This window comes from Komagataeibacter xylinus NBRC 15237 (assembly GCF_001571345.1).
Lineage (GTDB): Bacteria > Pseudomonadota > Alphaproteobacteria > Acetobacterales > Acetobacteraceae > Komagataeibacter > Komagataeibacter xylinus.
This window is the reverse complement of the sequence record NZ_BCTP01000021.1, coordinates 1-19454: the sequence shown is the minus strand read 5'-3', so window position 1 is coordinate 19454 and position 19454 is coordinate 1. Positions and strand designations below refer to the sequence as shown.

Here is a 19454-nt window from a genome sequence, read left to right as displayed (position 1 = left end):
CATGATCCGTATGCGCCATACCGATGAAAGCCCGCACGAAGCCAGCGAGATCAATGTCACGCCGTTCATCGACGTGATGCTGGTGCTGCTGGTGATCTTCATGGTCACGGCCCCGCTGACCACGGTGAACGTGCCGGTGGACCTGCCATCCTCGACCGAGAAACCCACGCCGCGCCCCGATGATCCGGTGTTCCTGACAGTGAAGGCCGACCATAATCTGGCGCTGGGGGAAGACGACATCACCATGGATGCTCTGGCGGGCGCGCTGGAGAGTGCCACCAAGGGCAACAGGGACGAACGGATCTTCCTGCGCGCCGACAAGACCGTGGATTATGGCACGCTGATGGGGGTGATGGATAAGCTGCGGTCCGCTGGCTACCTCAAGGTCGCGCTGGTCAACCTGCAGGGGCAGGAGCAAGGCAGCGAGGCCGGTTCAACGCCTGTGCCGTCTGGCACTGCTGCTCCGGCAGTGAGTGGCGCAACACCGGCTTCCACGCCTGCCACCCCGGCATCAGGCGCGACCCCATGAGCCATGCTGCCGACATGACGCAGGCAGAATCCGGCACGGCCCTGCCGTCCTTCGCCGAATGGCGGCGGGAGCAGGTCCGTCTGACCCGCCGTCGCGACGCCATCCGCTGGGGGCTGTCCTTCCTTGCCGTGCTCGCGGTCAGTGGCGGGGCGGTCTGGTGTGTCATGCGCCTGCCACCGCCCGTCATGGCCGTGCCGGAACCGCCGCCTGCGGCAATCGCCATCGACATGGCCCCCGAACCCGTCTCGACGCCGACGCCACCGACGGATGCGCCCATCGGGCCGAAGCAGACCCAGTCCATTCCCGATCCGGCCCCGATCGAGCCGCCCAAGATCACGGCACCTCCATCGCCCGCACCCAATCCGCCAGTTCCGGTGCCAAAGCCCGAAAAGCCGCGCAAGATCGTCAAGAAAAGCAAGCCGGTCTTGCAATTAAAAAAGCCTATCCCGGACAAGACCCCGCCAGCCGAGGCCACAACCGCGCCACCCTCGTCAGAGGCACCACCAGCACCGATGCAGGCCGCCCCCGCGCCCGGTTCGTCATCGGCCCATGCGTCGCACGACCCGGTAACCTGGCAGGGTGCACTGCTGGCGCAGCTTGAAAAGTTCAAGCGCTACCCGTCAGACGCGGTGGCCGACCGCCAGGAAGGCGTGCCGACCGTGACGTTTTCCATGGACCGCAAGGGCCATGTGCTTTCGGTAACACTCGCCAGCAGTTCGGGTCATACGCTGCTGGATCAGGAGGCCATAGCGCTGCCCAAACGCGCCCAGCCGCTACCCATCCCGCCTGACAGTGTTGCGGGAGAGGTTATTACGCTCACCGTTCCGGTGGAATTCTATCTCCACCACACCTGACCATTAACGGATAATAGGAGACTGGTTGAAAAGTCAGCCCGGAATCATAAGGACATTTTTGGCAAAGCTTTTTTCAAAAAGCTTCGAAGAACGCCGTCTTTTGAACCGTCGTCGCGCTCGCCCTGATGTCGATGGAATTCGCCCGGCATGGGTGCGAACCCCAATGCCGTCCGGCGGCTGGAAGTCCGCAGCCACAAAGCCCGCGCCAGAATGACCAGCCTGTGCCGTGTCCTGCGTCACCGTACGAAACGCCGTGCCGGTTGTGTTTGTTGATGCCACGCCATCGGAGGACGCCATTGTCGCACGCACGCGCTTTCTGGCCGGTTTTGTGGGTGCGAAAACGGCAGGTGCGCAGTTATGCGCGGACATATCGCAGCATTTCGACATGCTGGCACGATGGCGCGCCGTACACCCGGCCACAAAGCGGGTGCTGTTCGTCATGCGCATGAGCAATAATCGCCCGATGGTTGCGGGCAAGGCGGCGGATGCCGTGATCCACCTTGCCGGTGGCGTCAATCCTGCTGCATTCGGCGGCTACAGAATACTGGATCAGGAAGCCCTGATCGGCCTGCGGCCAGATGCGGTCCTGACCATGGAACAGGATGCCCCGCAGGTTCGCGCGGCACTGCTGGGCAATGCGGGTTTCAGGCTAACACCGGCAGGCCGCACCCAGACCATCATCGCCATGGAGGGCGAACGCCTGCTGGGCTTTGGGTCCCGTACCCCTGACGCGGCACTGGAACTGGCCCGCCATCTGGACACGCCCGCATGACACGGAACACGTCGCGCGCTATGGCTCCTGACGCTGCTGGCCGTCCTGCTGCTGCTGACCATGCTGCTGGCCCTTGATACAGGGGCCACGTGCACCTGCGAGAACTGTGGCACCCCAACGAGGCAGGGGGCAGATGGCACGACTGGTGCTTGGGAACATCCGGGGCTCCCGCATTGTCATGGCCTGCCTGACCGGGGCGGCGCTGGCGGTTGCGGTTGCGGTTGCGGTTGCGGACACGATCATGCAGGGGCTGTTTCGCAACCCGCTGGCTGATCCGGGGCTGGCGGGGATTTCGTCCGGTGCGGCGCTCGCCACCGCCTGCGTCATGGTGCTGGGTGGTGCGGGGCCATGGGTGTCATGGCTGGGCAGGTGGGCCATTCCCTGCGCGGGCATTGCCGGCAGCTTTGCAGGCATGGGGCTGCTCTATCTTTTCGCCACGCGCGGTGGCGTAACATCCATGACCGCCATCCGGATGCGACCGGGGACCAGTGGCGAATTATACCGCCATTGGCCCGCAGGCGGCTGCACGGGCCAGCTTCATGCCCTTGACTGCCTGAACAGCCAGTCGCGTGCGGCCCGGATGTAGAAGAACTTGCGTGCCGACCCCATGTGATCAACCCCGTCAAACGTCAGGAAAGTGACATTGGCATCCTTTGACAGACAGGAGTTGACCTGATCCGTCAGCTTCTGCTGGCGATCGACAGGAAAGATGAGAGCAGGGTCAAGCAGCTCCTTCGGGCGCACCACGGTGCCACCGGCCTTTTCCCATACCGGCACGCATTTCTCGTTCCATGGCGTGGCCTTGTTGTCTTCCGATCCGGTGATGATGAGGAGTTTCTGTCTGGCAAGGGGCACGACATCGGCCGGCCGCTGCTGGCCCGCGATGATCAGCCCGGCGGCAAAGGTTTCCGGGTGTCTGGCCATCAGCCAGAGCGATGTCATGGCCCCCATGGACCAGCCGGTGCAGTAAACCCGTTTGGGGTCGATCTTCAGCACCTTGTCGCACCGGTCCGGCCGATTGGGGTTGCCATAATTCCACGTATTGCCGAGCAGGGATTCAACCAGGCGGTAGGTGTTCTCAACGTCCGATGTATGCTCCCAGTAATCGTTCATGGTCGTGCGTTCATAACGTGGCGTAATGATTACGCATTCATGCCGGTCCTGTTCTTCGGGCAGGCTCCAGATACTGGCAATACACTGTTCGGTCAGCGTCTGGGCGCAGGTACCGTCGGGGCTGGTGCCGGAATGGGTAACGGCCAGAACGAGGGGATAGGCCCGGTTCTCGCCGCCTTCCGCCAGAAAGGATTTCGGCAAGTAAATGCTGTATTCAAGCCATGCGGAACGCGTATCATCCCACCACCAGTGGTTCTGCTCCCATGCATCGACACCACGGATCACGACCCTGTTGCCATGGTGGTCCGCATTGCTCCAGGCCGTGTGGCTGGCGGCATAGACTGCGCCGCCTGCCGTCCTCACATTTCTGTCCTGTGTCAGCGTCACCCTGTCACTATCCGTCGTGGGCAGGCTGAGGTCAGGATCATGACCGAACTCGGTAATGACGTACCGGCCGGGAACGCTTTTCCGGTCGGGGCGCAGGGCCGGATCAGTATTGGTGTAGATGGCCACTATGGGGCGTGGCTTCGCTGCCGCGGTTGTCTCATTCTTGTCCGGCTCCTGCGGCATGCCTGCAAAAAAGCCCCCGGCTGCGGGAAAAACGGCCGTGCTGTAGGTATCAAGCGCCAGGCTGGCCGGATCGATCGTGGCGTCATATTCCACCGCAATGCCGTAAACCTTCTCGCCCCCGCCGGTTACCTCGCACAACGCGCAGATACCCTGAAGGCCAGGACTTGCAGGCTTGTGAGGACCAGGGCCATCCGGACCGCCAGACGATGCCGCCATGAAGCCGTGCCCGCCCCCTGCGGCGTGGGCCTGCCGTGCGCCGGCCCCCATGGCGGCGGTGACACCGGCAAACACGGCCCCTGCTGTTACGAAATCACGTCTTGATACATCGGTCATGGGCTTGTTCTCCCGTCAGGGCCAGATATGAGTGTAAAAATACTCTCGGCGTCATGATATGACTTGATACGCCATGGGTAACATACCTTGCCCGCCCTGTTCAGCGTCCGGCCCCCCGGAGCGCCAAACATGCGCACCGGATCAAACGGCAGATCGTCGAACCTGCTCCCTGCACGGACCCTGCTGAGGGACTGGCTGAATGTTCATGGCGGTCATCGGCATGCCTTTGTCGATACAAAAATGTAAGTAATTATTTGAAACATTTTGAACTTTATTTTCCTCAAAATACTTCATCCCGCACGGCCATGCCCATGCATTGGTCCTGGCAGGGCATTCCGCGCAACTGCCCACGATACACCAGAACAGGGAGGAACGGTCTCTTGACGGATCGTATGAAAGAGAAATGTCTGAAAACCATCCCCTCCCGCCACAGGAAATCGAACTGAAGCTGCTTTTCGAGCCTGAAGCACAAACAGTCATCAGCCACCACCTGGCCGCCATGGCCCTGGGGCGCAGCCAGAAAAAGCGCCTGATCACGACTTATTACGATACCCCGGACCTGCAACTCAAACAGGCGGGGCTGTCCCTGCGTGTCAGGCGTTCGGGCAGCCTGCGTATCCAGACCCTGAAAACCGATAGGGAAGACGGCCAACTGGCCATACATCGTGGGGAATGGGAATGGCGCATCCGTCACGATCACCCCGATATGGACGTGCTGTCGGATACACCGTACGGAGCACTGATAACGGCGCTGGCTACCAGACTGACGCCGGTCTGGGTTTCACACATAGACCGTACCACGCATACGCTCCCATACAACGGCGCGATGGTGGAGGCTGCCCTTGACGAAGGTCATGTCCAGTCAGGCAATGCGCGCGATCCGGTAAGGGAACTCGAGCTTGAGCTCAAGGATGGCCCGGTACGGGCGATTTATGCCCTGGCTCTGGCATTGCAGGCTGTTGTTCCCCTCCGCCTCGGCGTCCTGACAAAGGCTGGGCGCGGGTACCGTCTCCTGACAGGTGCGCAGGCTCTCCCGGTGCAGGGCCGCAAGCCCCCACTGACCGGAAAAATGACCCTGGCTGAGAGTTTCCGCACCCTGATCCGCTCTAGCCTGAACGCATTGATCGACAACCAGCCGGCAGCCGAGGCAGGGCACCCTGAAGGGGTACACCAGATGCGCGTGGCCATACGGCAGTTGCGCACCGTGCTTCAGATCGTCGAAAGCAGGCATGTGGATCGTTCCGCCCTCAGGCTGTTCCAGGCTGAATTGCAGCGCATTGGCCGTGAACTGGGGGAAGCACGTGACTGGGATGTATTATGTCTGGAAACATTGCCCGTAGCCTTTCCCACGCATGAACATGACGATCAGGTCCGCATGCTGGCTGATGCCGCCGAGCTAAAAAGAACAGCCGCGTACCAGCAGATCAGGCACGAACTGCAGGCGCCAGCCCTGAGCGCACTGGTCCTTTCACTCAGTCTCTGGATCGAGGATGCATCTTTTACGGGAGGGAAGGGGGGTGAGGAAATTTCTTTAGGCCATGTGGCGCCCACGGTGCTTGATAAACTCCAACGCAGGGTGATGCGGCGCGGACGACGGATCAGCCATCTTTCGCCAAAGAAACGGCATGCACTGCGTAAATCCCTCAAAAAATTACGCTATGTGGCCAGCTATCTTGAAGCTCTTTATCCTGCCCGCGCAGTCAGGGCATATATGAAACACTGCAAGGAACTACTGCAGCAGCTTGGCAAAAATAATGATACCGTTGTCGCGTCAACACTTGTTCTCGATTTAAGAGAAACACACCCGGATCTTGCACCGATTATCAGTGCCTTTATTTCCTGGAACGAAAGGCAGCATCGTCAGGCATTACGCTCCCTTTCTCCAGCCTGGAAGCGGTTACGCCGCGCACCGCTTTTTTGGCATCAATAGACGGCCGACGGCCCGATGCCCTGATTTACCCCTTCAGCCAGGGAAGCCGCCGTGGATCAAGACCCAGTATTTCCCGGGCTTTCCGGTTATCCGCACCCGTCAGGCTGTTCTGGTAATACACGCTTTCCACGCCCAGCAGGCCACGGGCTTTTTCCTCGTCGAGGCCGGGCGGCACGGAACATCCGATCCAGTCCGCATAAGCGGGCAGCCATTCCGCCAGTCGCGCTGGCTGACTGTCGACAACGTTATAAAGGCCGGACGGCGCCGTTAAGGCCGCCACTGTCGCCTGCGCGGCATCATCCACATGAATAAAGGAAAATATGCTGTTTCCTCCGCCGATCAGGGCGACTTCACCGGCTGCAAGATGATTGCTGAACGCACCATCCGGCCAGTACCATGTACCGGGGCCGTAAAAGAACCCGTAGCGCAACCCCACCGTTTCCATCGGCGGCGCACTCGAAATCCGCGCTTCCAGTTGCGCGTACATGCGCGCACTTTCACCAATCGTGCCCGGCGCGTTTACCCGCAGGGGGGCGGCCTCGGTTGCCAGACCCGTTCCCCCATCCAGATAAAACCCCGACAACTGCTGGATATGGCGCCGGACCTGGAATTTCACCGCGGCATCAAACAGATGCCCGCCGCCCTCAAGGCGGAGCCTGCGGTCCGCAGGCAGATAATCGGGCAGGTCAGCAGGACTGGGGGGAAGAGAGGTGAGCTGGTCGATCACCACCTCCGGCCGGACCCGCTCGACAAGTTCGAAAATACTGCTCCGCTCAAGCGCATTACCCTTTGCAGGGTGCGCGCCGAGCCGTTCGATAACCTCCAGGCTACCGGAACGATGGGCCAGTCCCCAGACCTCGTGCCCCGCGGCAAGCAGGCGTGTAATAAGCGGACGCCCCAATGCGCCGCTGGCACCGACAACAAGAACCTTCATGCTTCGATATCTCCTGGCTCAAACAGAAATGGCAAGAAAACGGGCGGGTTCCGTCTAGCTGGCATTGCGCCCGATGAAATGGACATCATCCGGTCCTGCGAAAAAAGTCTGTCCTTCCTGCAAGGGCACCCGAGCGCCACCCTCGACCTGTATTATAGACACAGACACCGAGGCTTCATGCCTGTGGAGCGGTTCCGCCGCGCCTGGTGCATAATCAATGGTGCCTTCCCTGTGGGGGTGCCTTGCAGGTCGTGAGTTATCAGGGGTGTAGCGCTGGTCGCGGCATGAAGGGACGGTCCCCAGAGGCTCGCGGCCATGACCGCTGCGGCAATGAATTTGCGCATTTCTGCTTTTCCTGTTTCAGGCGGCGGGTGATCCGGAGCGTGAGCGCCTGCGTTGCCTGGCCCTGCCTGTTCGACGGGTCTGGATACGCCCTTCAAACCACGCCTGTGCTTCACCAAAGAAGGGCGAGGGGGCCTTGTTGCGAACGGCTGCCGCCAGATCGGCTAACGAGCTCCGGGCCAGTTCCTGGCGCATGGCCTGTTCGGCCCGCAGCATGACAGCATGAATGCCGCAGACACCCTGTACCGCCCATTCAGGTGGCCGTTGAGCGAAAAGAGCGCAGCGACCGCGGATTTCCTGACAGTTGAAAAGGCTCTTTCCGCCTTCAACCGCATCCACAACAGCAAGGATGCTGATCTCCTCCGGCGGTCTGGCCAGCCTGTATCCGCCCCTCAATCCTTCGGCGGCAGTAAGCAGGCCCGCCTTTTCAAGCTTGGGCAGTTGCTTGGCAACAAATGCCGCGGGAATATCCTGCAGTTCTGCCAAATCGAGGCTGCTGACAGGCGCGGGATTATCGACCAGCCAAAGCAGGCTGTGCAGGACGTATTCGGTGCTTGCGCCATAAAGAGAAGTCATACACAGACCTTAATGGTCCGCGTTTTGATTCGCAAGCCAGCCCGGCTGATCCATTGTGGATATCCAGGCGCATTTGAGCAGGTCATTGCGCTATCGGGAATGCTGCACGCGGGATTGTCGACCAGGAGGATAAAACCGATGGCCATTTTCGCCTTACCTGAAACATGAAATCACGGGTTGGATGGCTTTCCGATGCGACAGGACAATTCCTGACCCGCCATGCGCCGAGCGAGGGAGCATTCATGATTGCGTGCATGCTTCATGCTGGATTGCAGTGAGGCAGAGTGGAAACAATAAGTCGAATTACAAGAGACTATTTGAAAACAATTCATTGATGAAAAATAAAAGTTTTGGGGCGCCGCCTTTTTTTCAAAAAGGTGGCGTTCTTCGAAGCCTCTTGAAAAAAGCTTCACCAAAAACGTCTTTATGATTGCTGGAGTTTTTCCGGGCCGACTTTCCACACAGTCTCTCAATGCGCATCAACAATATGGACAGGACCGGCGCCTGATCGCGATTTACGGGACCAGCCTGCGTTCGCGCATCCTGTCCAGATGGGTGAGCAGCACGTCATCGGAACGACGTGTCATGCCGGTAAACCCTGCCTGCCGCGCTTTGGTCACATCGAAGATCGCGTCTTTCTCGACATGAAAGATGAAATCTCCGAACCCGCCCAGCGCAAGCCGGTCCGGGTTGGTCTCGGCCAGACCTTCGCGCGCGGCAAGTCGCGCCCAGACGGGTTTGAGCGCATGCACGCGCTGGGCGAGGGAGATTGGTTGCGGCTCTCCCACATCCAGTCCGAACCATTCCGCAAGTCTGGGCCAGACATGGCACCAGCGGAACACGTCCCCGTTCGTGATGTTGAACGCGCCATCCATGTCTTTTTCCGCAGCCCACAATGCTGCCTCGCCCAGCACTTCGGTGCTGACGATGTTGACCAGCGCATGACGGTAGGCCGCCTCCGGCCCGGGGAACTGCATGGCCGTTTTTGTCTCGCGACATAGGGTACCGTACAGCCCGATCAGGTTGCCCAGATTCATTGATGAACCAAGCGAATGACCAATGACGATATCGGGCCGCAGGGCGGTCCATTTCAGGCCCTCGCTTTCCTGGGCGCGGGCGAAGTCCTCGTGCCGGAAATACAGATTGGGCGGAAAATGGCGGCTGTCGTCCTCACGCGCAGGCGTTTTGTAAACGCCCAGATGCGCCCCGTATACCTTGCCACCCTGAATGAAAATGAGCCGTTCGAGGGGGGCTCCGGCCTTGCGGAGTGCTGCGACAAGGTTCTCGAGCATCGCCGCGTTTTCATCCGCTTCAACGCCCGGGTCAGGGTCTGGCTTGAGAGCCGCATAAAAAAGATGCGTAATCCCCTTGAGCGCACTCCCTTCAGAAGTGAGGCTTTCCGGATCGAGCAGATCGGCGCTGATATGTTTGCCCCTGCCCGGACCACGCGGCGCGCGACTGAGGGTGGTGACCGCCCAGCCCGCATTCTGGAAGGCATCAAGCGCTGCGAGGCCAACAACGCCCTGGCCTCCGGCAATCAGAACATGTCCAGCGTTCATGATGTCTCCATAAAAATATCTGCGGTCACGCGGTATGGGGAGTATGGCTTATCCATCCTCAAGGAAGAATTGACTTTGGAGTGAAGGCATTCTTCATCTTATATGCACGATGGATGTTCTCCCGCACATTCGGATTTTCCTCGACATTGCCGATCAGGTTCGGATGCGCCCGACATACCCGTAGCGTTCAGGAAAGCCCTGCGCATCGTCTACGGCGGAACAATGATTTATGCCGGTCGTTACACGCAGGCGCGCGCTGAAGAGGCGCTGCGGGCAGGGTGGACGGATCTCGTAGGCTTCGGGTGTCCGTTTATTGCCAATCCCGACCTGCCATGGCGGCTGGAACATGGGGCCGCCCTCAATCCCGTGTGGGAGGAATATTATTACGGTGGAACGGGCATCGGCCTGACAGACTACCCATTCACCCCGACACATGAAGGGAGAGATGCATGAAAGTCGGATTTGTCGGAATCGGCGCCATGGGTCATGCCATGGCGCAGCGACTGCTTGATGGCGGTCATGACCTTGTCATCTGGAACAGGACGCGCAGCAGGGCCGACGACCTGGTGGCCCGGGGCGCCATCCTTGCGGATACGCCAGCAGACGTTGCCCGCCAGGTGCGGATCGTCTTCTCCATGATGTTCGATGATGCCAGTACGGAACAGGCGGTCTTTGGCGCGGAGGGGATTGCGCTCTCCCTTGCCCGGGGCGCGATCCATGTCTGCTGCGCTACGCTGTCCCTTGCACAGGCACGGCGCCTGCGCGATGGGCACGCCGGGCGGGAACAGATTTACGTTGGCGCCACCGTACTGGGCCGGCCCCCCGCAGCCGCGGCGGGGGAACTGTTTGTCATCACGGCGGGCGAGGATGAGGCTCTGAAAAGGGTCCATCCGCTGCTTGAATGTTTTGGCGCCCGTATCTTTGATGCCGGACGGGACCCGGTGCAGGCCACTCTTGTAAAACTGTCGCTCAATTTCATGATCTACTCCACAATCGAACAGATGGCGGAAGTCTTCGCCCTTAACGAAAAGGCCGGGATAGATCCGCACACGATTTTTGCAATCATGACCAACACTTTTTATACGGCCCCCGTTCACAGGAATTACGGAAAGCTGATGGTCGCGCATGAATACGACCATCCCGGCGCACCACCCGTAACGCTCGGCCTCAAGGACATGAAAATGTTCCTCGATGCCGGAGGGGAGTATGACGTTCCGCTCCCTTACGCCTCGGTTGTGCGCGACCGCCTGCTGAGCGCCATCAGCGCTGGCGATGCCAACCGGGATTTTGTCGTGCTCATGGAGCGGGCACGACAGGATAGCGGCTTGAAATAACCGTCAATGAATTATTTTCATTAACTCCCTGCTGCACCCGGAGAGGACGGACAGTCGCGCCCGCACCTGTCATTTACTTCAATGCCTGGAGCAGTGCCTGATGAAAGGCCCTGGGCGCCTGTAGCTGGGGCGTGTGCCCGACATTGGGAAATTCAACCAGTTTTGCGCCGGGAATGACCGCCGCTGCCGCCCGGCCCAGTTCAGGGTAATGCCCCAGCTTTGCACGCACCTCGGGCGGAGCGCCGTCACTCCCTATCGCGGTCACGTCCCTGTCCCCGATCATCAATGTTGTCGGAGGTTTGAGGCGTGGCAGGTCGTAAATGACAGGCTGCGTTGTGATCATGTCGTAAAGCAGGGCGGAATTCCACGCCACACTGTCCGCATCCGGCCCCCGGTACATACCCGCAAGCATCTGGACCCACGGCTCGTATTCCGGCCTCCATTCACCCGCATAATAGACCTTCTGCTCGTAAGCCCGGATCTGGTCGGCTGTCCGGCCCCGCTCAAGGGCGTACCAGGCGTCAACTGTCCGGTATGGCACACCCTTGGCCTGCCAGTCCTCCAGCCCTATCGGGTCAACCAGCACCAGTCGTGAAGTCTCCTGGGGGAACATGAGAGCATAGCGAATGGCCAGCATTCCCCCTGTGGAGTGCCCCACCATGGCGGCCTGCAAAATGTTCAGATGCTGCAGCAGGGCATGGGTATTGCTGGCAAGCTGCCCGAAACTGAACTGATAGGCCCGCGGCTTGCTGGACTTGCAAAAGCCGATCTGGTCCGGGGCAATAACCCGGTAACCCCGGCTGATCAGGACTTGGATCGTATTTTCCCACGTTGCCGCACAGAAGTTTTTGCCGTGCAGGAGCACCGCCACCTGTCCGTTAGGCTGCTCGGGGCGGATGTCCATATAGGCCATGTGGAGCGTCTGCTGCTGGGACTGAAAGGAAAATTCCGAAACAGGCCACGGATATGCAAACCCCTGCAGTTCGGCACCATAAACAGGCCCCTTCCGGGGTGCCGCCCGGGCCTGCGGGGTAAAGGGCAGCGTCGCGGCGAGCAGCGACAGGCAGAGTGCGGCATGACGGCCCGATCGAAACGTCTTCATCTTTTTGTCCATATCCGGATTCTGTCTTAAAAAAGAAGGGGGAAGACGTGTCAGAGGTCAAGGCAATCCATTTCTCCGGCAGGCGGGCAGATCCACGTGGCTCCCATGCCCAGCCAGCCTTATGCGCGGCCAGACGCCACGGCGACAGCCAGCCGTCCGGGTCTATCCCTATCCGTATATTGCCCGGTATGCCGGGGCAGGGGAGGTGAATGACGCGCGGAATTACCGACCCGTAAAATCGCCCGTGTCCCTGCCGATGGCATTTGCAAGTCACGCCCTGCCGCTGATCGGTCCGGATAACCAGAAGCCGTATGGCGTCCAGGATGGCAGGCTTGTCGTGGAAGGCGCGAAGTAACGGAAACCGTGCCGCCCGGCATCAGATGTCGGACCGAGTGAGACAGGTAGCGGACGCGACAGTCACACCGGTTCCGGTGCACTGACCTCGATGAGCAGGTTGTCACCCGCCGGGTGATAGAACAGGGTCCAGCGCTCACGCCCGCGCGTCGTGACCTCCACCGGTCCCGGCTGGTAGCCATCGGCGCGCAGGCTTTCATGTCTGGTGTGGACATCCTGCGGATTATCGAGAATGAATCCGATATGGAAGTTGCGTGGATAGGGCTGGGGCGTCTTTCCCATGCCGGTCAGGATCAGCGTCATGCCACCCGTGCCCGTAAGCTGGGCAAAAGCATGCTATCCGCGTGTTTCTTCCAGGTTAAACCCAAAATGTTTTTCCAGCAGGGAAGAAAGTGCGGGTACATCGCTGGTGCAGAGATTGATATGGTTCAGCTTCATCCGGAAAGCCCTGTATCGTAAGTTGCAGACAGAGGTGCTGCCTACCCCTCAATTCGTAGCCTGCTCACGCGTTGCGGCACATGCCGTCCAGCAGCACATCCAGCGCAGCCGGGATCGGCGCTGGCCCGACCTTCTCTTCAAGCAGTTGATGACTGATCGCCAGCATGGCCAGGCCATGCACCTGCGCCCAGCTTGCCGCCGCCTGTGCGCTGATGGCTACTGGCCGGAAACTACCATCACGTTGCCCGTTTTCCAGCAGGCGCAGAAGGATTCCGAATGTAGCCATGGCCGCGTCATGCAGCGGCGGGTCTATCGTCTTGTCGGCATCGGAACTGAACATCAGGCGATAAAGACCGGGATTGTGACACGCAAACCCGATACATGCCTGCGCCGCCGCCGTGAATTGCGCGCGCGTGGAAGGCGCATCGGAAGACATTGCCCCTGTCATGGCCTCCCCAAGCCGGACAAAGCCGATGCGGGCCAGTTCGCGCAGCAGCATCTCGCGATCCTGAAAATGCTTGTACGGCGCCGCGTGGCTGACACCCGTGCGCCGCGCCACTTCCCGCAGGGTGAAGGTCCAGTTCTGGTCCGCTGCCAGCATGTCCAGCGCCGTGCAGATCAGGGCGCGGCGCAGGTCACCGTGATGGTAGGGGCGGTCCTTGGTTTCACTCATTCGCGAGGTCCATGTTTACACAAGAAACTTTCATTGACACCCGATCGTCATGCTCCATATCCTGCCTGCATAAGTTTCTCCTGTAAACATGGAGGACGTGATGTCCGACGTTACCCCCGCTGACCTGCACCGTATTCTCGACCGTCAGCGCGCCGCGTTCCTGAATGCCGGACCACCCGACCTGAAACAGCGGCGGACCGGCCTGCGTCGCCTGAAGGCTGAAATTCTCAAGCGACGGACTGATATCGTGCGCGCCCTGAAAACGGATTTCGGCCAGCGCTCGGAACGTGAAAGCGCCATTGTGGAACTGATCCCGCTGGTGCAGTCGATCAATTACATGATCGCGCATCTGGGGCACTGGATGAAACCGCAGCGCCGTCACGTATCGGCCTACTTCCAGTGCGGTCGTGCCTGGGTGATCCGGCAGCCGGTGGGTGTCGTGGGCATTATCGCGCCATGGAACTATCCGGTCTCCCTGGCCCTCGTGCCGCTGGCCACAGCGATTGCGGCTGGCAACCGGGCGATGCTCAAACCCTCTGAATTCACACCGGCCACATCGACGGTGATTGGCGAGATCGTCCGGGCCGTTTTCCCGGCGGACCAGGCTTCCGTTGTGACCGGTGATGGCGAAGTGGGGGCTGCGTTCTCGGCCCTGCCGTTCGATCATATCCTGTTTACCGGCAGCTCGGCGGTGGGAAAGAAGGTGGCTGAGGCGGCGGCGCGCAACCTGACGCCCGTCACGCTTGAGCTGGGGGGCAAGTCGCCTGTGGTGATCGAACCCGGTTTTTCCATGCGGCGGGTGGCGGACCGCGTGGCGTTTGGCAAGCTGACCAATGCCGGGCAGACCTGCATCGCGCCGGATTACGTGCTGGTGCATGAAGACGACAGGGACGCTTTTGCCGCAGCCTATCAGGACGCCGTGAAAAAGCAGCATCCGGGCGGTTATGTGGGGTCGCCTGATTATACGGCCATTCTCAACACGCACCATTACGCGCGGCTGAGCGGTCTGATCGACAATGCTGCAGCACAGGGGGCGCAGGTGACCCGGCTAGGCAGTGATTCAGCTACGGATCATGTTCTGGCTCCCGTGCTGCTGCTGAGCGTCACGCCCCAGATGGCGGTCATGCAGGAGGAGATTTTCGGCCCCGTCCTGCCCGTCCTGACCTATCGCACACTGGATGACGCGATTGCCTTCATCAACGCGCGACCCCGGCCTCTGGCGCTGTATTATTTTGGCGATAACCGCGTTGAACGTGACAGGCTGCTGAAGCGCACGGTTTCAGGAAACGTTACCCTCAATGGCACCCTGCTGCATATCGCACAGGATGACCTGCCGTTTGGTGGCGTAGGGGAGAGTGGCATCGGGGCGTATCATGGCAAGGAGGGCTTCATTGCGCTCACGCATGCCCGTGGCGTGTACCGGCAGGGGCGTTTCAATGCGGCAACACTGCTGCGGCCGCCATTCAGCAAATTCACCGACGCCATTACAAACCTGATCCTGCGATGACAGCGCGCATCGACGCGGCTCAGGACGTCACCCGGATGCGGACCCTTATCACCACACGGCCTGTCTTGCTCCGGTGAAGTTCCGGGGCATGGAAATCTTCGGCCTGCATGGAACCTGTCACTTCGTGCCATATGCGCGCTTCCTCGCTGCCGACCTTGCCGCGCTGCGATTTGGCTGACCCTTCTCCTGCGTCCGGACGCGCGAATTCGCCGCAAGATCCCTCAACGCTGTTCCTGAGGCCATGAACTTCCGGAACGTTCCGCGGATGTATCGGTAGCGTTACACGCTGGTGCTCCACCTTCTTCCCCGCAATAGTGGTAGCGTCCCGCGATTGACCCGTTGTCTGATTTTCAGGGTTTATTCCGAGACCCATTCCTCAACTGGCCGGTTGGCCATGTCATGGGCCTTGTAGCCTTTTTTGCGGGCCCGATCGCTGTCCGCGCTACCTGCGGGAAACAGCCTGCGGGCATCTTCATAGGCGAACATTGCCGCCTTTGCCGCTTTCTGGCGTTCATGTGCATTTTTTTCAGGATTCAAGGCCTTAGCCATCCAGGCATCGCCTTTGCGCTCACATTCATTGGCAGGGATCATCATGGGGCCTTTTCTGAGAGGGTTTCCTGTATATAAAATACTATAAATAATGCGGTCAGGTCCAGTCATGGCGCTAAAACCATCATATTCCCCGGGACAGGCAGGGTGAACGAACCCCATGCGTCCCGATTGCATGTGCGTGCCGCGCAGAGGCAGAGTGAATGCAATCCAGTCAGCCTTTTTTACGCGCTGCCGCTTCGTTGTGACATGGCGTATTGTGTTCACGGGTAATTGAGACCGGAGGAAAGACGTGAGCCAGACGTGGGGTGATTTTCAGGCCGTCGTGCAGTTGTCAGCGGCCCTTAACGTGGCAATTCTCAGTTTTGTCGATATCAGCCTGCCCGCGATCAAGGAGCGGCGACGGGTCTTTGCCAAGGCCCAGCAGGAACTGGGTATGTACCGTACCGCTCCAGCGAAGCTGGTCAGTGCGCAGCAACTGGAACGTGACTGCCAGATAGAGGAGGTGAACGAGAAGCTCTATCTACTCTGGCAGGAAAGCGCCGATTACAGTAAAGAGGAAGACACGCTGGTCCATTATACCGGCGTTCTTGGCTTTCTGGGCGCCGTGCTCAGCCTCGTGCTGCTGTGGTATTCGGCGGAGTGTTATGACGCTGTTATTGGTGGGTTGGGGCAGGCGGTGATCGCACTGTCGTTCTGTTCGCTGGTGGTGGCGTTCATCATCAATTTCATGACGGCTTCGCAATCCAGTGTCTTTACCAAGAAATGCAATGATATCCGGGAACAGGCGCGGCAGAATCTGGGCCAGCCGGCCGCTCCGCCAACCACGCCATCTTGAAGCTCCCGTATGATCATGGCCTGTGTTCGGATCATGCTCATCTCCGGCGCGAAAAATGTTGTGCGTCCGGTGATTTGCGCGCGCGGGTAGAATTACGTAGAACCAGATATGAATACTATGTATAAATAGAGCTCTAATTGTAAAAATTATGTAATTATAGATACAAAATATGTTTATTTATTCTTGCATTAGGAAAACATAAGAAGCGATCCTGTTTGTTACACAATATTACCTTTCATCCATCCCGATCTGTCCCAATATGTGTCGGGCGATCAGATGAGGGATCATGAAACGTTCAATCTTGCTGGCCCTTGCGCCGATTACCGCGCTGCCACTGGCAGCACAGGCGCCGTCTTTTGATCAGAATTATTCTGGCGGCCAGAACGGTCGTGGGGATGGCTGCCTCGCGAAGCTGTCCGATCACGCAGGGACAGGGGCGCTGCACAACGACGATACGAGGATATTGTAGCACCGGGCCATCATACGTATGCGGCGCGTCATGCCGCACGACCGTGCCCGAAGACTGTATCTGAGCCGTAACGTCCCAAAACAGGGGAAACTTCATGAATCGTCGAAATATGTTGAAGATGCTGGGGGCGGCCCTCCTCCTGCCCGCCGGTGCCGTGGCGGCCCCCCGCAGAAAGGGCGTGATGCTGATGAACCGTATCGGACCATCAGTGTCACAGCTTTACCTTGCCAACGCGGACGGGAGTGACGAACGGCCCTTCATGCCGGGAAATGGCCTTGATTATCATGCGTCTTTTGCCCCGGACGGGCAGTCCATCCTCTTTACATCCGAACGTAACGGGCTGGGGCAGGCGGACATATTCCGCGCCCGTCTGGACGGCACCGGTGTCGCCCCCCTGGTCAGCCATCCATCCGTGGACGATGCGGCCGCCCTGTCGCCCGATGGCACGCGCCTGGCCTTCGTTTCCACGCGCGACGGATACCGTGCGAATATCTGGGTCATGGACCTGCGCATGGGCAGGCTGCGCAACCTGACCGGGTCGGCCCGCGTGCAGGGCGACAAGGCGGGACCAGACTGTTTCTTCCGCCCCGCATGGTCGCCCGATGGCCGGTGGCTGGCATTTTCCTCCGACCGCAACACCCCGTGGCGCGGGCATGACAATGGCCGGGGCTGGGAACATACGCAGGCACTCAGCATTTACATCATCGGTGCGGATGGACAGGGTTTCCGCCGTATCGCGACCCGCCCCGACTACTGCCTTGGCTCCCCCAAATGGTCGCCGGATGGCCGACGGGTGGTGTTTTATGAGATGCTGGCCGAAAGCACATGGGGCGCCAGACGACCCGAAGGGGTCGCATCTGTCGTCTCCCAGATTGTGTCCGTCGATATTGCCAGCGGGGAACGGGTCCAGCATACGTCCGGCTTGGGGCTGAAGGTCTTTCCCCAGTTCGTTACGGCGGAAATCATCGGATATCACCGCAAAGGGGGACCAGATGAGGGGCTGGCCTATACCGCTGGCATTGCCAGCGTGCACCGGACGCTGCGTTCCCCCGCCTGGTCCCCCGATGGCCGGACGGTCATTTATGAAAAGGTCAGTTTCCGCCCGTTTGCCCAGAACCAGCCCCTGTATAGCTGGGATCCGCAGCGGGATTACCGGTATACGGATGTGTTTCCCGGCCTGTCACGCGACGGCACGCTGGTGCTGACGGAAAAGGCGCTCAATTCCTCCATCGCCACCATGAACCCGGATGGATCGGACCGGAAGCGGATCTTTGATGTCTCCAGCACAAACCTCAACCCGGCACAGGTAGGCCACGGCATGGCCGGCGCGTTCGCCCCCGCATGGTCACCCGACGGGCAGTGGATCGCCTTCGGGCTGGGCCAGTGGTTCCAGGCGCGCCGCACGGGCAAGGCAACGGTCATGCGCATGCGCCGCGACGGCAGCGCGGTCGAAGCCCTGACCGATGGCACCATACATTCCGGTTTCCCCAGCTATTCCGCTGATGGCCAGCAGATCGTGTACCGGGTGTGGGGGGAAAACAACATGGGCCTGCGCATACTGGACCTGCGGACCCGGCAGACACGCGTGCTGACCACGGCATATGACAATCTGCCCGGCTGGTCGCCCGATGGCAGCCGGATCGTGTTCACGCGCCGGGTCGATGACGAAAATTATGATATTTTCACCATCCGTCCCGACGGAACCGGGCTGAAGCGGCTGACCACCAGCGGCGCCAATGACGGCCATGCCGTATGGACCGCCGATGGCCGCATCATGTGGTCAAGCGGCGTATATGGCTTCCGTGACGAAGCGGCCCTGTATGACAATACGTTCCAGCCTTACGGGCAGATATTCATCATGAATGCCGACGGCAGTCACAATCGGATCCTGACGGACAGCCTGTGGGAGGATTCCATGCCCCTTTATGTCCCGGCATGATGTCGCGATCATGCACGATAACGGGCAAGGCATGGTCTTCCGGCAGGCATCCGTTCGCACGATACCTGCCGCGACACCGCCGACAGACAGGCACGTTGCGATTAACACGCCTGGCACAGCCGTGCGGCACTGATCCGTACCTTTCGATTACCCGCAGCTTGCTGGCAAGTTGAAACCAGAAATATTGATTAGATAATATAATATATCATAATTTATTTATCATCATGGTATATAGAAATGTAATTTAAATTCATGGAACATGAATTGATACAATTTGCTTCAAATATCGCGTTGACACAACTCAGCCGCTAACATAGAAGCCCCAACTATTGGGAGATGAAAATGAAGCAAATATTACAAAAATTCATTATGAAACGACCTCCACAAAATAATTCCGAATATGTTCATAAAATAAATGATTATACAATATTTATAGTTTGTATGATGGCATTTTTTTCATGCACCATTCTTACCTTATTTCAAATAAGATCTATCGATTACAATATAGAAATTTTCTTAAATTCATTCGCAAGAAAAAGCAAGTTTGTGAATGCACTCCTTTCATCCCTGACATATGATAGTATGACCGTCGGGGTATTGATGGCTGCCATATTTTATGTATGGTTTAATGACAAAAAAGACAATAATAGGAAAGAAATTATAACTGGAACTGTTATATCTTTCTTTTCTGGTGCATTGAGCCGCATTGTCCAGTTGGCCATGCCTTCACATCTTATAC

At 59.1% G+C, this 19454-nt stretch carries 20 protein-coding genes; 12 read left to right on the top strand and 8 right to left on the bottom strand.

Annotated features, from left to right (window positions below; translation table 11 throughout):
• Position 1 precedes the first annotated feature (1 nt).
• The 4 genes from exbD (at position 2) to GXY01S_RS09760 (ending at position 2741) form a co-directional block, all read left to right on the top strand.
• Positions 2 to 529 (top strand): TonB system transport protein ExbD, encoded by a 528-nt coding sequence (gene exbD / locus GXY01S_RS09775; protein WP_061274591.1) that lies wholly within the window; start codon positions 2 to 4, stop codon positions 527 to 529.
• Complete coding sequence (locus GXY01S_RS09770) at positions 526 to 1383, top strand: energy transducer TonB (protein ID WP_061274589.1); 858 nt, start codon at positions 526 to 528, stop codon at positions 1381 to 1383. Before exbD ends, GXY01S_RS09770 begins: the two co-directional genes overlap by 4 nt.
• A gap of 226 nt (positions 1384 to 1609) precedes the next feature.
• Positions 1610 to 2155, top strand: a complete 546-nt coding sequence (locus GXY01S_RS09765; protein WP_061274587.1) for a heme/hemin ABC transporter substrate-binding protein — start codon at positions 1610 to 1612, stop codon at positions 2153 to 2155.
• 133 nt (positions 2156 to 2288) lie between these two features.
• Positions 2289 to 2741 carry an iron chelate uptake ABC transporter family permease subunit gene (locus GXY01S_RS09760; RefSeq protein WP_061274585.1) on the top strand — a complete coding sequence of 151 codons (453 nt, stop codon included), beginning with the start codon at positions 2289 to 2291 and terminating at the stop codon, positions 2739 to 2741.
• On the opposite strand, the gene GXY01S_RS09755 is transcribed toward GXY01S_RS09760, so the two are convergent.
• Positions 2693 to 4171 carry a prolyl oligopeptidase family serine peptidase gene (locus GXY01S_RS09755; RefSeq protein ID WP_061274583.1) on the bottom strand — a complete coding sequence of 493 codons (1479 nt, stop codon included), beginning with the start codon at positions 4169 to 4171 and terminating at the stop codon, positions 2693 to 2695. The genes GXY01S_RS09760 and GXY01S_RS09755 overlap by 49 nt on opposite strands.
• A gap of 403 nt (positions 4172 to 4574) precedes the next feature.
• Here GXY01S_RS09755 and GXY01S_RS09745 point away from each other — a divergent pair, with 403 nt between their 5' ends.
• Positions 4575 to 6101, top strand: a complete 1527-nt coding sequence (locus tag GXY01S_RS09745; RefSeq protein ID WP_082770810.1) for a CYTH and CHAD domain-containing protein — start codon at positions 4575 to 4577, stop codon at positions 6099 to 6101.
• Between the two features lie 25 nt (positions 6102 to 6126).
• Here GXY01S_RS09745 and GXY01S_RS09740 read toward each other — a convergent pair whose 3' ends face one another.
• The 3 genes from GXY01S_RS09740 to GXY01S_RS09730 form a co-directional block, all read right to left on the bottom strand.
• On the bottom strand, positions 6127 to 7035 hold the full coding sequence (locus tag GXY01S_RS09740) for an NAD-dependent epimerase/dehydratase family protein (protein ID WP_061274577.1): 909 nt from the start codon (positions 7033 to 7035) through the stop codon (positions 6127 to 6129).
• A 360-nt stretch (positions 7036 to 7395) separates the two neighbouring features.
• A complete protein-coding gene (locus GXY01S_RS17105; protein WP_082770809.1) occupies positions 7396 to 7953 on the bottom strand; it encodes an RrF2 family transcriptional regulator in 558 nt (185 codons plus the stop codon).
• 515 nt (positions 7954 to 8468) lie between these two features.
• Positions 8469 to 9512, bottom strand: coding sequence for an SDR family oxidoreductase (locus GXY01S_RS09730; protein WP_061274573.1), 1044 nt, complete (start codon positions 9510 to 9512; stop codon positions 8469 to 8471).
• A gap of 102 nt (positions 9513 to 9614) precedes the next feature.
• On the opposite strand from GXY01S_RS09730, the gene GXY01S_RS09725 reads away from it, so the two are divergent.
• Both GXY01S_RS09725 and GXY01S_RS09720 read left to right on the top strand, forming a co-directional pair.
• Positions 9615 to 9965 carry an oxidoreductase gene (locus GXY01S_RS09725; RefSeq protein WP_242501311.1) on the top strand — a complete coding sequence of 117 codons (351 nt, stop codon included), beginning with the start codon at positions 9615 to 9617 and terminating at the stop codon, positions 9963 to 9965.
• Positions 9962 to 10846 carry an NAD(P)-dependent oxidoreductase gene (locus GXY01S_RS09720; protein ID WP_061274569.1) on the top strand — a complete coding sequence of 295 codons (885 nt, stop codon included), beginning with the start codon at positions 9962 to 9964 and terminating at the stop codon, positions 10844 to 10846. Before GXY01S_RS09725 ends, GXY01S_RS09720 begins: the two co-directional genes overlap by 4 nt.
• A gap of 73 nt (positions 10847 to 10919) precedes the next feature.
• Here GXY01S_RS09720 and GXY01S_RS09715 read toward each other — a convergent pair whose 3' ends face one another.
• The 3 genes from GXY01S_RS09715 to GXY01S_RS09705 all read right to left on the bottom strand — a co-directional run bounded on the left by GXY01S_RS09715 (position 10920) and on the right by GXY01S_RS09705 (position 13413).
• Positions 10920 to 11948, bottom strand: coding sequence for an alpha/beta fold hydrolase (locus tag GXY01S_RS09715; RefSeq protein WP_061274629.1), 1029 nt, complete (start codon positions 11946 to 11948; stop codon positions 10920 to 10922).
• Between the two features lie 417 nt (positions 11949 to 12365).
• A complete protein-coding gene (locus GXY01S_RS09710) occupies positions 12366 to 12605 on the bottom strand; it encodes a VOC family protein (RefSeq protein ID WP_061274567.1) in 240 nt (79 codons plus the stop codon).
• A gap of 199 nt (positions 12606 to 12804) precedes the next feature.
• Positions 12805 to 13413, bottom strand: a complete 609-nt coding sequence (locus tag GXY01S_RS09705) for a TetR/AcrR family transcriptional regulator (protein WP_061274565.1) — start codon at positions 13411 to 13413, stop codon at positions 12805 to 12807.
• A 100-nt stretch (positions 13414 to 13513) separates the two neighbouring features.
• Here GXY01S_RS09705 and GXY01S_RS09700 point away from each other — a divergent pair, with 100 nt between their 5' ends.
• Positions 13514 to 14920 carry a coniferyl aldehyde dehydrogenase gene (locus tag GXY01S_RS09700; RefSeq protein WP_061274627.1) on the top strand — a complete coding sequence of 469 codons (1407 nt, stop codon included), beginning with the start codon at positions 13514 to 13516 and terminating at the stop codon, positions 14918 to 14920.
• 357 nt (positions 14921 to 15277) lie between these two features.
• Here the strand turns inward: GXY01S_RS09700 and GXY01S_RS18120 are convergent, their stop codons facing one another.
• The gene (locus GXY01S_RS18120; RefSeq protein WP_129551237.1) at positions 15278 to 15736 is read right to left on the bottom strand and encodes a hypothetical protein; all 459 of its coding nucleotides are present in this window, start codon (positions 15734 to 15736) and stop codon (positions 15278 to 15280) included.
• A gap of 25 nt (positions 15737 to 15761) precedes the next feature.
• Between GXY01S_RS18120 and GXY01S_RS09690 the strand changes: the two genes are divergently transcribed.
• From GXY01S_RS09690 to GXY01S_RS18750, 4 genes are all read left to right on the top strand, one after another.
• Positions 15762 to 16307 carry a hypothetical protein gene (locus GXY01S_RS09690; protein ID WP_061274561.1) on the top strand — a complete coding sequence of 182 codons (546 nt, stop codon included), beginning with the start codon at positions 15762 to 15764 and terminating at the stop codon, positions 16305 to 16307.
• A gap of 286 nt (positions 16308 to 16593) precedes the next feature.
• The gene (locus tag GXY01S_RS18115) at positions 16594 to 16776 is read left to right on the top strand and encodes a hypothetical protein (RefSeq protein WP_129551238.1); all 183 of its coding nucleotides are present in this window, start codon (positions 16594 to 16596) and stop codon (positions 16774 to 16776) included.
• Positions 16777 to 16885: 109 nt separating this feature from the next.
• The gene (locus tag GXY01S_RS09685) at positions 16886 to 18715 is read left to right on the top strand and encodes a hypothetical protein (RefSeq protein WP_255210407.1); all 1830 of its coding nucleotides are present in this window, start codon (positions 16886 to 16888) and stop codon (positions 18713 to 18715) included.
• A gap of 342 nt (positions 18716 to 19057) precedes the next feature.
• On the top strand, positions 19058 to 19454 hold a 397-nt coding region (locus GXY01S_RS18750; RefSeq protein WP_218003163.1), incomplete at its 3' end, for a hypothetical protein.

What these genes read in the sequence shown, in the direction of transcription:
- exbD (WP_061274591.1), top strand. Translation starts at nt 2, where the DNA reads ATGATCCGTATGCGCCATACCGATGAAAGCCCGCACGAAGCCAGCGAG.
- GXY01S_RS09770 (WP_061274589.1), top strand. Translation starts at nt 526, where the DNA reads ATGAGCCATGCTGCCGACATGACGCAGGCAGAATCCGGCACGGCCCTG.
- GXY01S_RS09760 (WP_061274585.1), top strand. Translation starts at nt 2,289, where the DNA reads ATGGCACGACTGGTGCTTGGGAACATCCGGGGCTCCCGCATTGTCATG.
- GXY01S_RS09755 (WP_061274583.1), bottom strand. Translation starts at nt 4,171, where the DNA reads ATGACCGATGTATCAAGACGTGATTTCGTAACAGCAGGGGCCGTGTTT.
- GXY01S_RS09745 (WP_082770810.1), top strand. Translation starts at nt 4,575, where the DNA reads ATGTCTGAAAACCATCCCCTCCCGCCACAGGAAATCGAACTGAAGCTG.
- GXY01S_RS09740 (WP_061274577.1), bottom strand. Translation starts at nt 7,035, where the DNA reads ATGAAGGTTCTTGTTGTCGGTGCCAGCGGCGCATTGGGGCGTCCGCTT.
- GXY01S_RS17105 (WP_082770809.1), bottom strand. Translation starts at nt 7,953, where the DNA reads ATGACTTCTCTTTATGGCGCAAGCACCGAATACGTCCTGCACAGCCTG.
- GXY01S_RS09730 (WP_061274573.1), bottom strand. Translation starts at nt 9,512, where the DNA reads ATGAACGCTGGACATGTTCTGATTGCCGGAGGCCAGGGCGTTGTTGGC.
- GXY01S_RS09725 (WP_242501311.1), top strand. Translation starts at nt 9,615, where the DNA reads ATGCACGATGGATGTTCTCCCGCACATTCGGATTTTCCTCGACATTGC.
- GXY01S_RS09720 (WP_061274569.1), top strand. Translation starts at nt 9,962, where the DNA reads ATGAAAGTCGGATTTGTCGGAATCGGCGCCATGGGTCATGCCATGGCG.
- GXY01S_RS09715 (WP_061274629.1), bottom strand. Translation starts at nt 11,948, where the DNA reads ATGAAGACGTTTCGATCGGGCCGTCATGCCGCACTCTGCCTGTCGCTG.
- GXY01S_RS09710 (WP_061274567.1), bottom strand. Translation starts at nt 12,605, where the DNA reads ATGACGCTGATCCTGACCGGCATGGGAAAGACGCCCCAGCCCTATCCA.
- GXY01S_RS09705 (WP_061274565.1), bottom strand. Translation starts at nt 13,413, where the DNA reads ATGAGTGAAACCAAGGACCGCCCCTACCATCACGGTGACCTGCGCCGC.
- GXY01S_RS09700 (WP_061274627.1), top strand. Translation starts at nt 13,514, where the DNA reads ATGTCCGACGTTACCCCCGCTGACCTGCACCGTATTCTCGACCGTCAG.
- GXY01S_RS18115 (WP_129551238.1), top strand. Translation starts at nt 16,594, where the DNA reads ATGAAACGTTCAATCTTGCTGGCCCTTGCGCCGATTACCGCGCTGCCA.
- GXY01S_RS09685 (WP_255210407.1), top strand. Translation starts at nt 16,886, where the DNA reads ATGTTGAAGATGCTGGGGGCGGCCCTCCTCCTGCCCGCCGGTGCCGTG.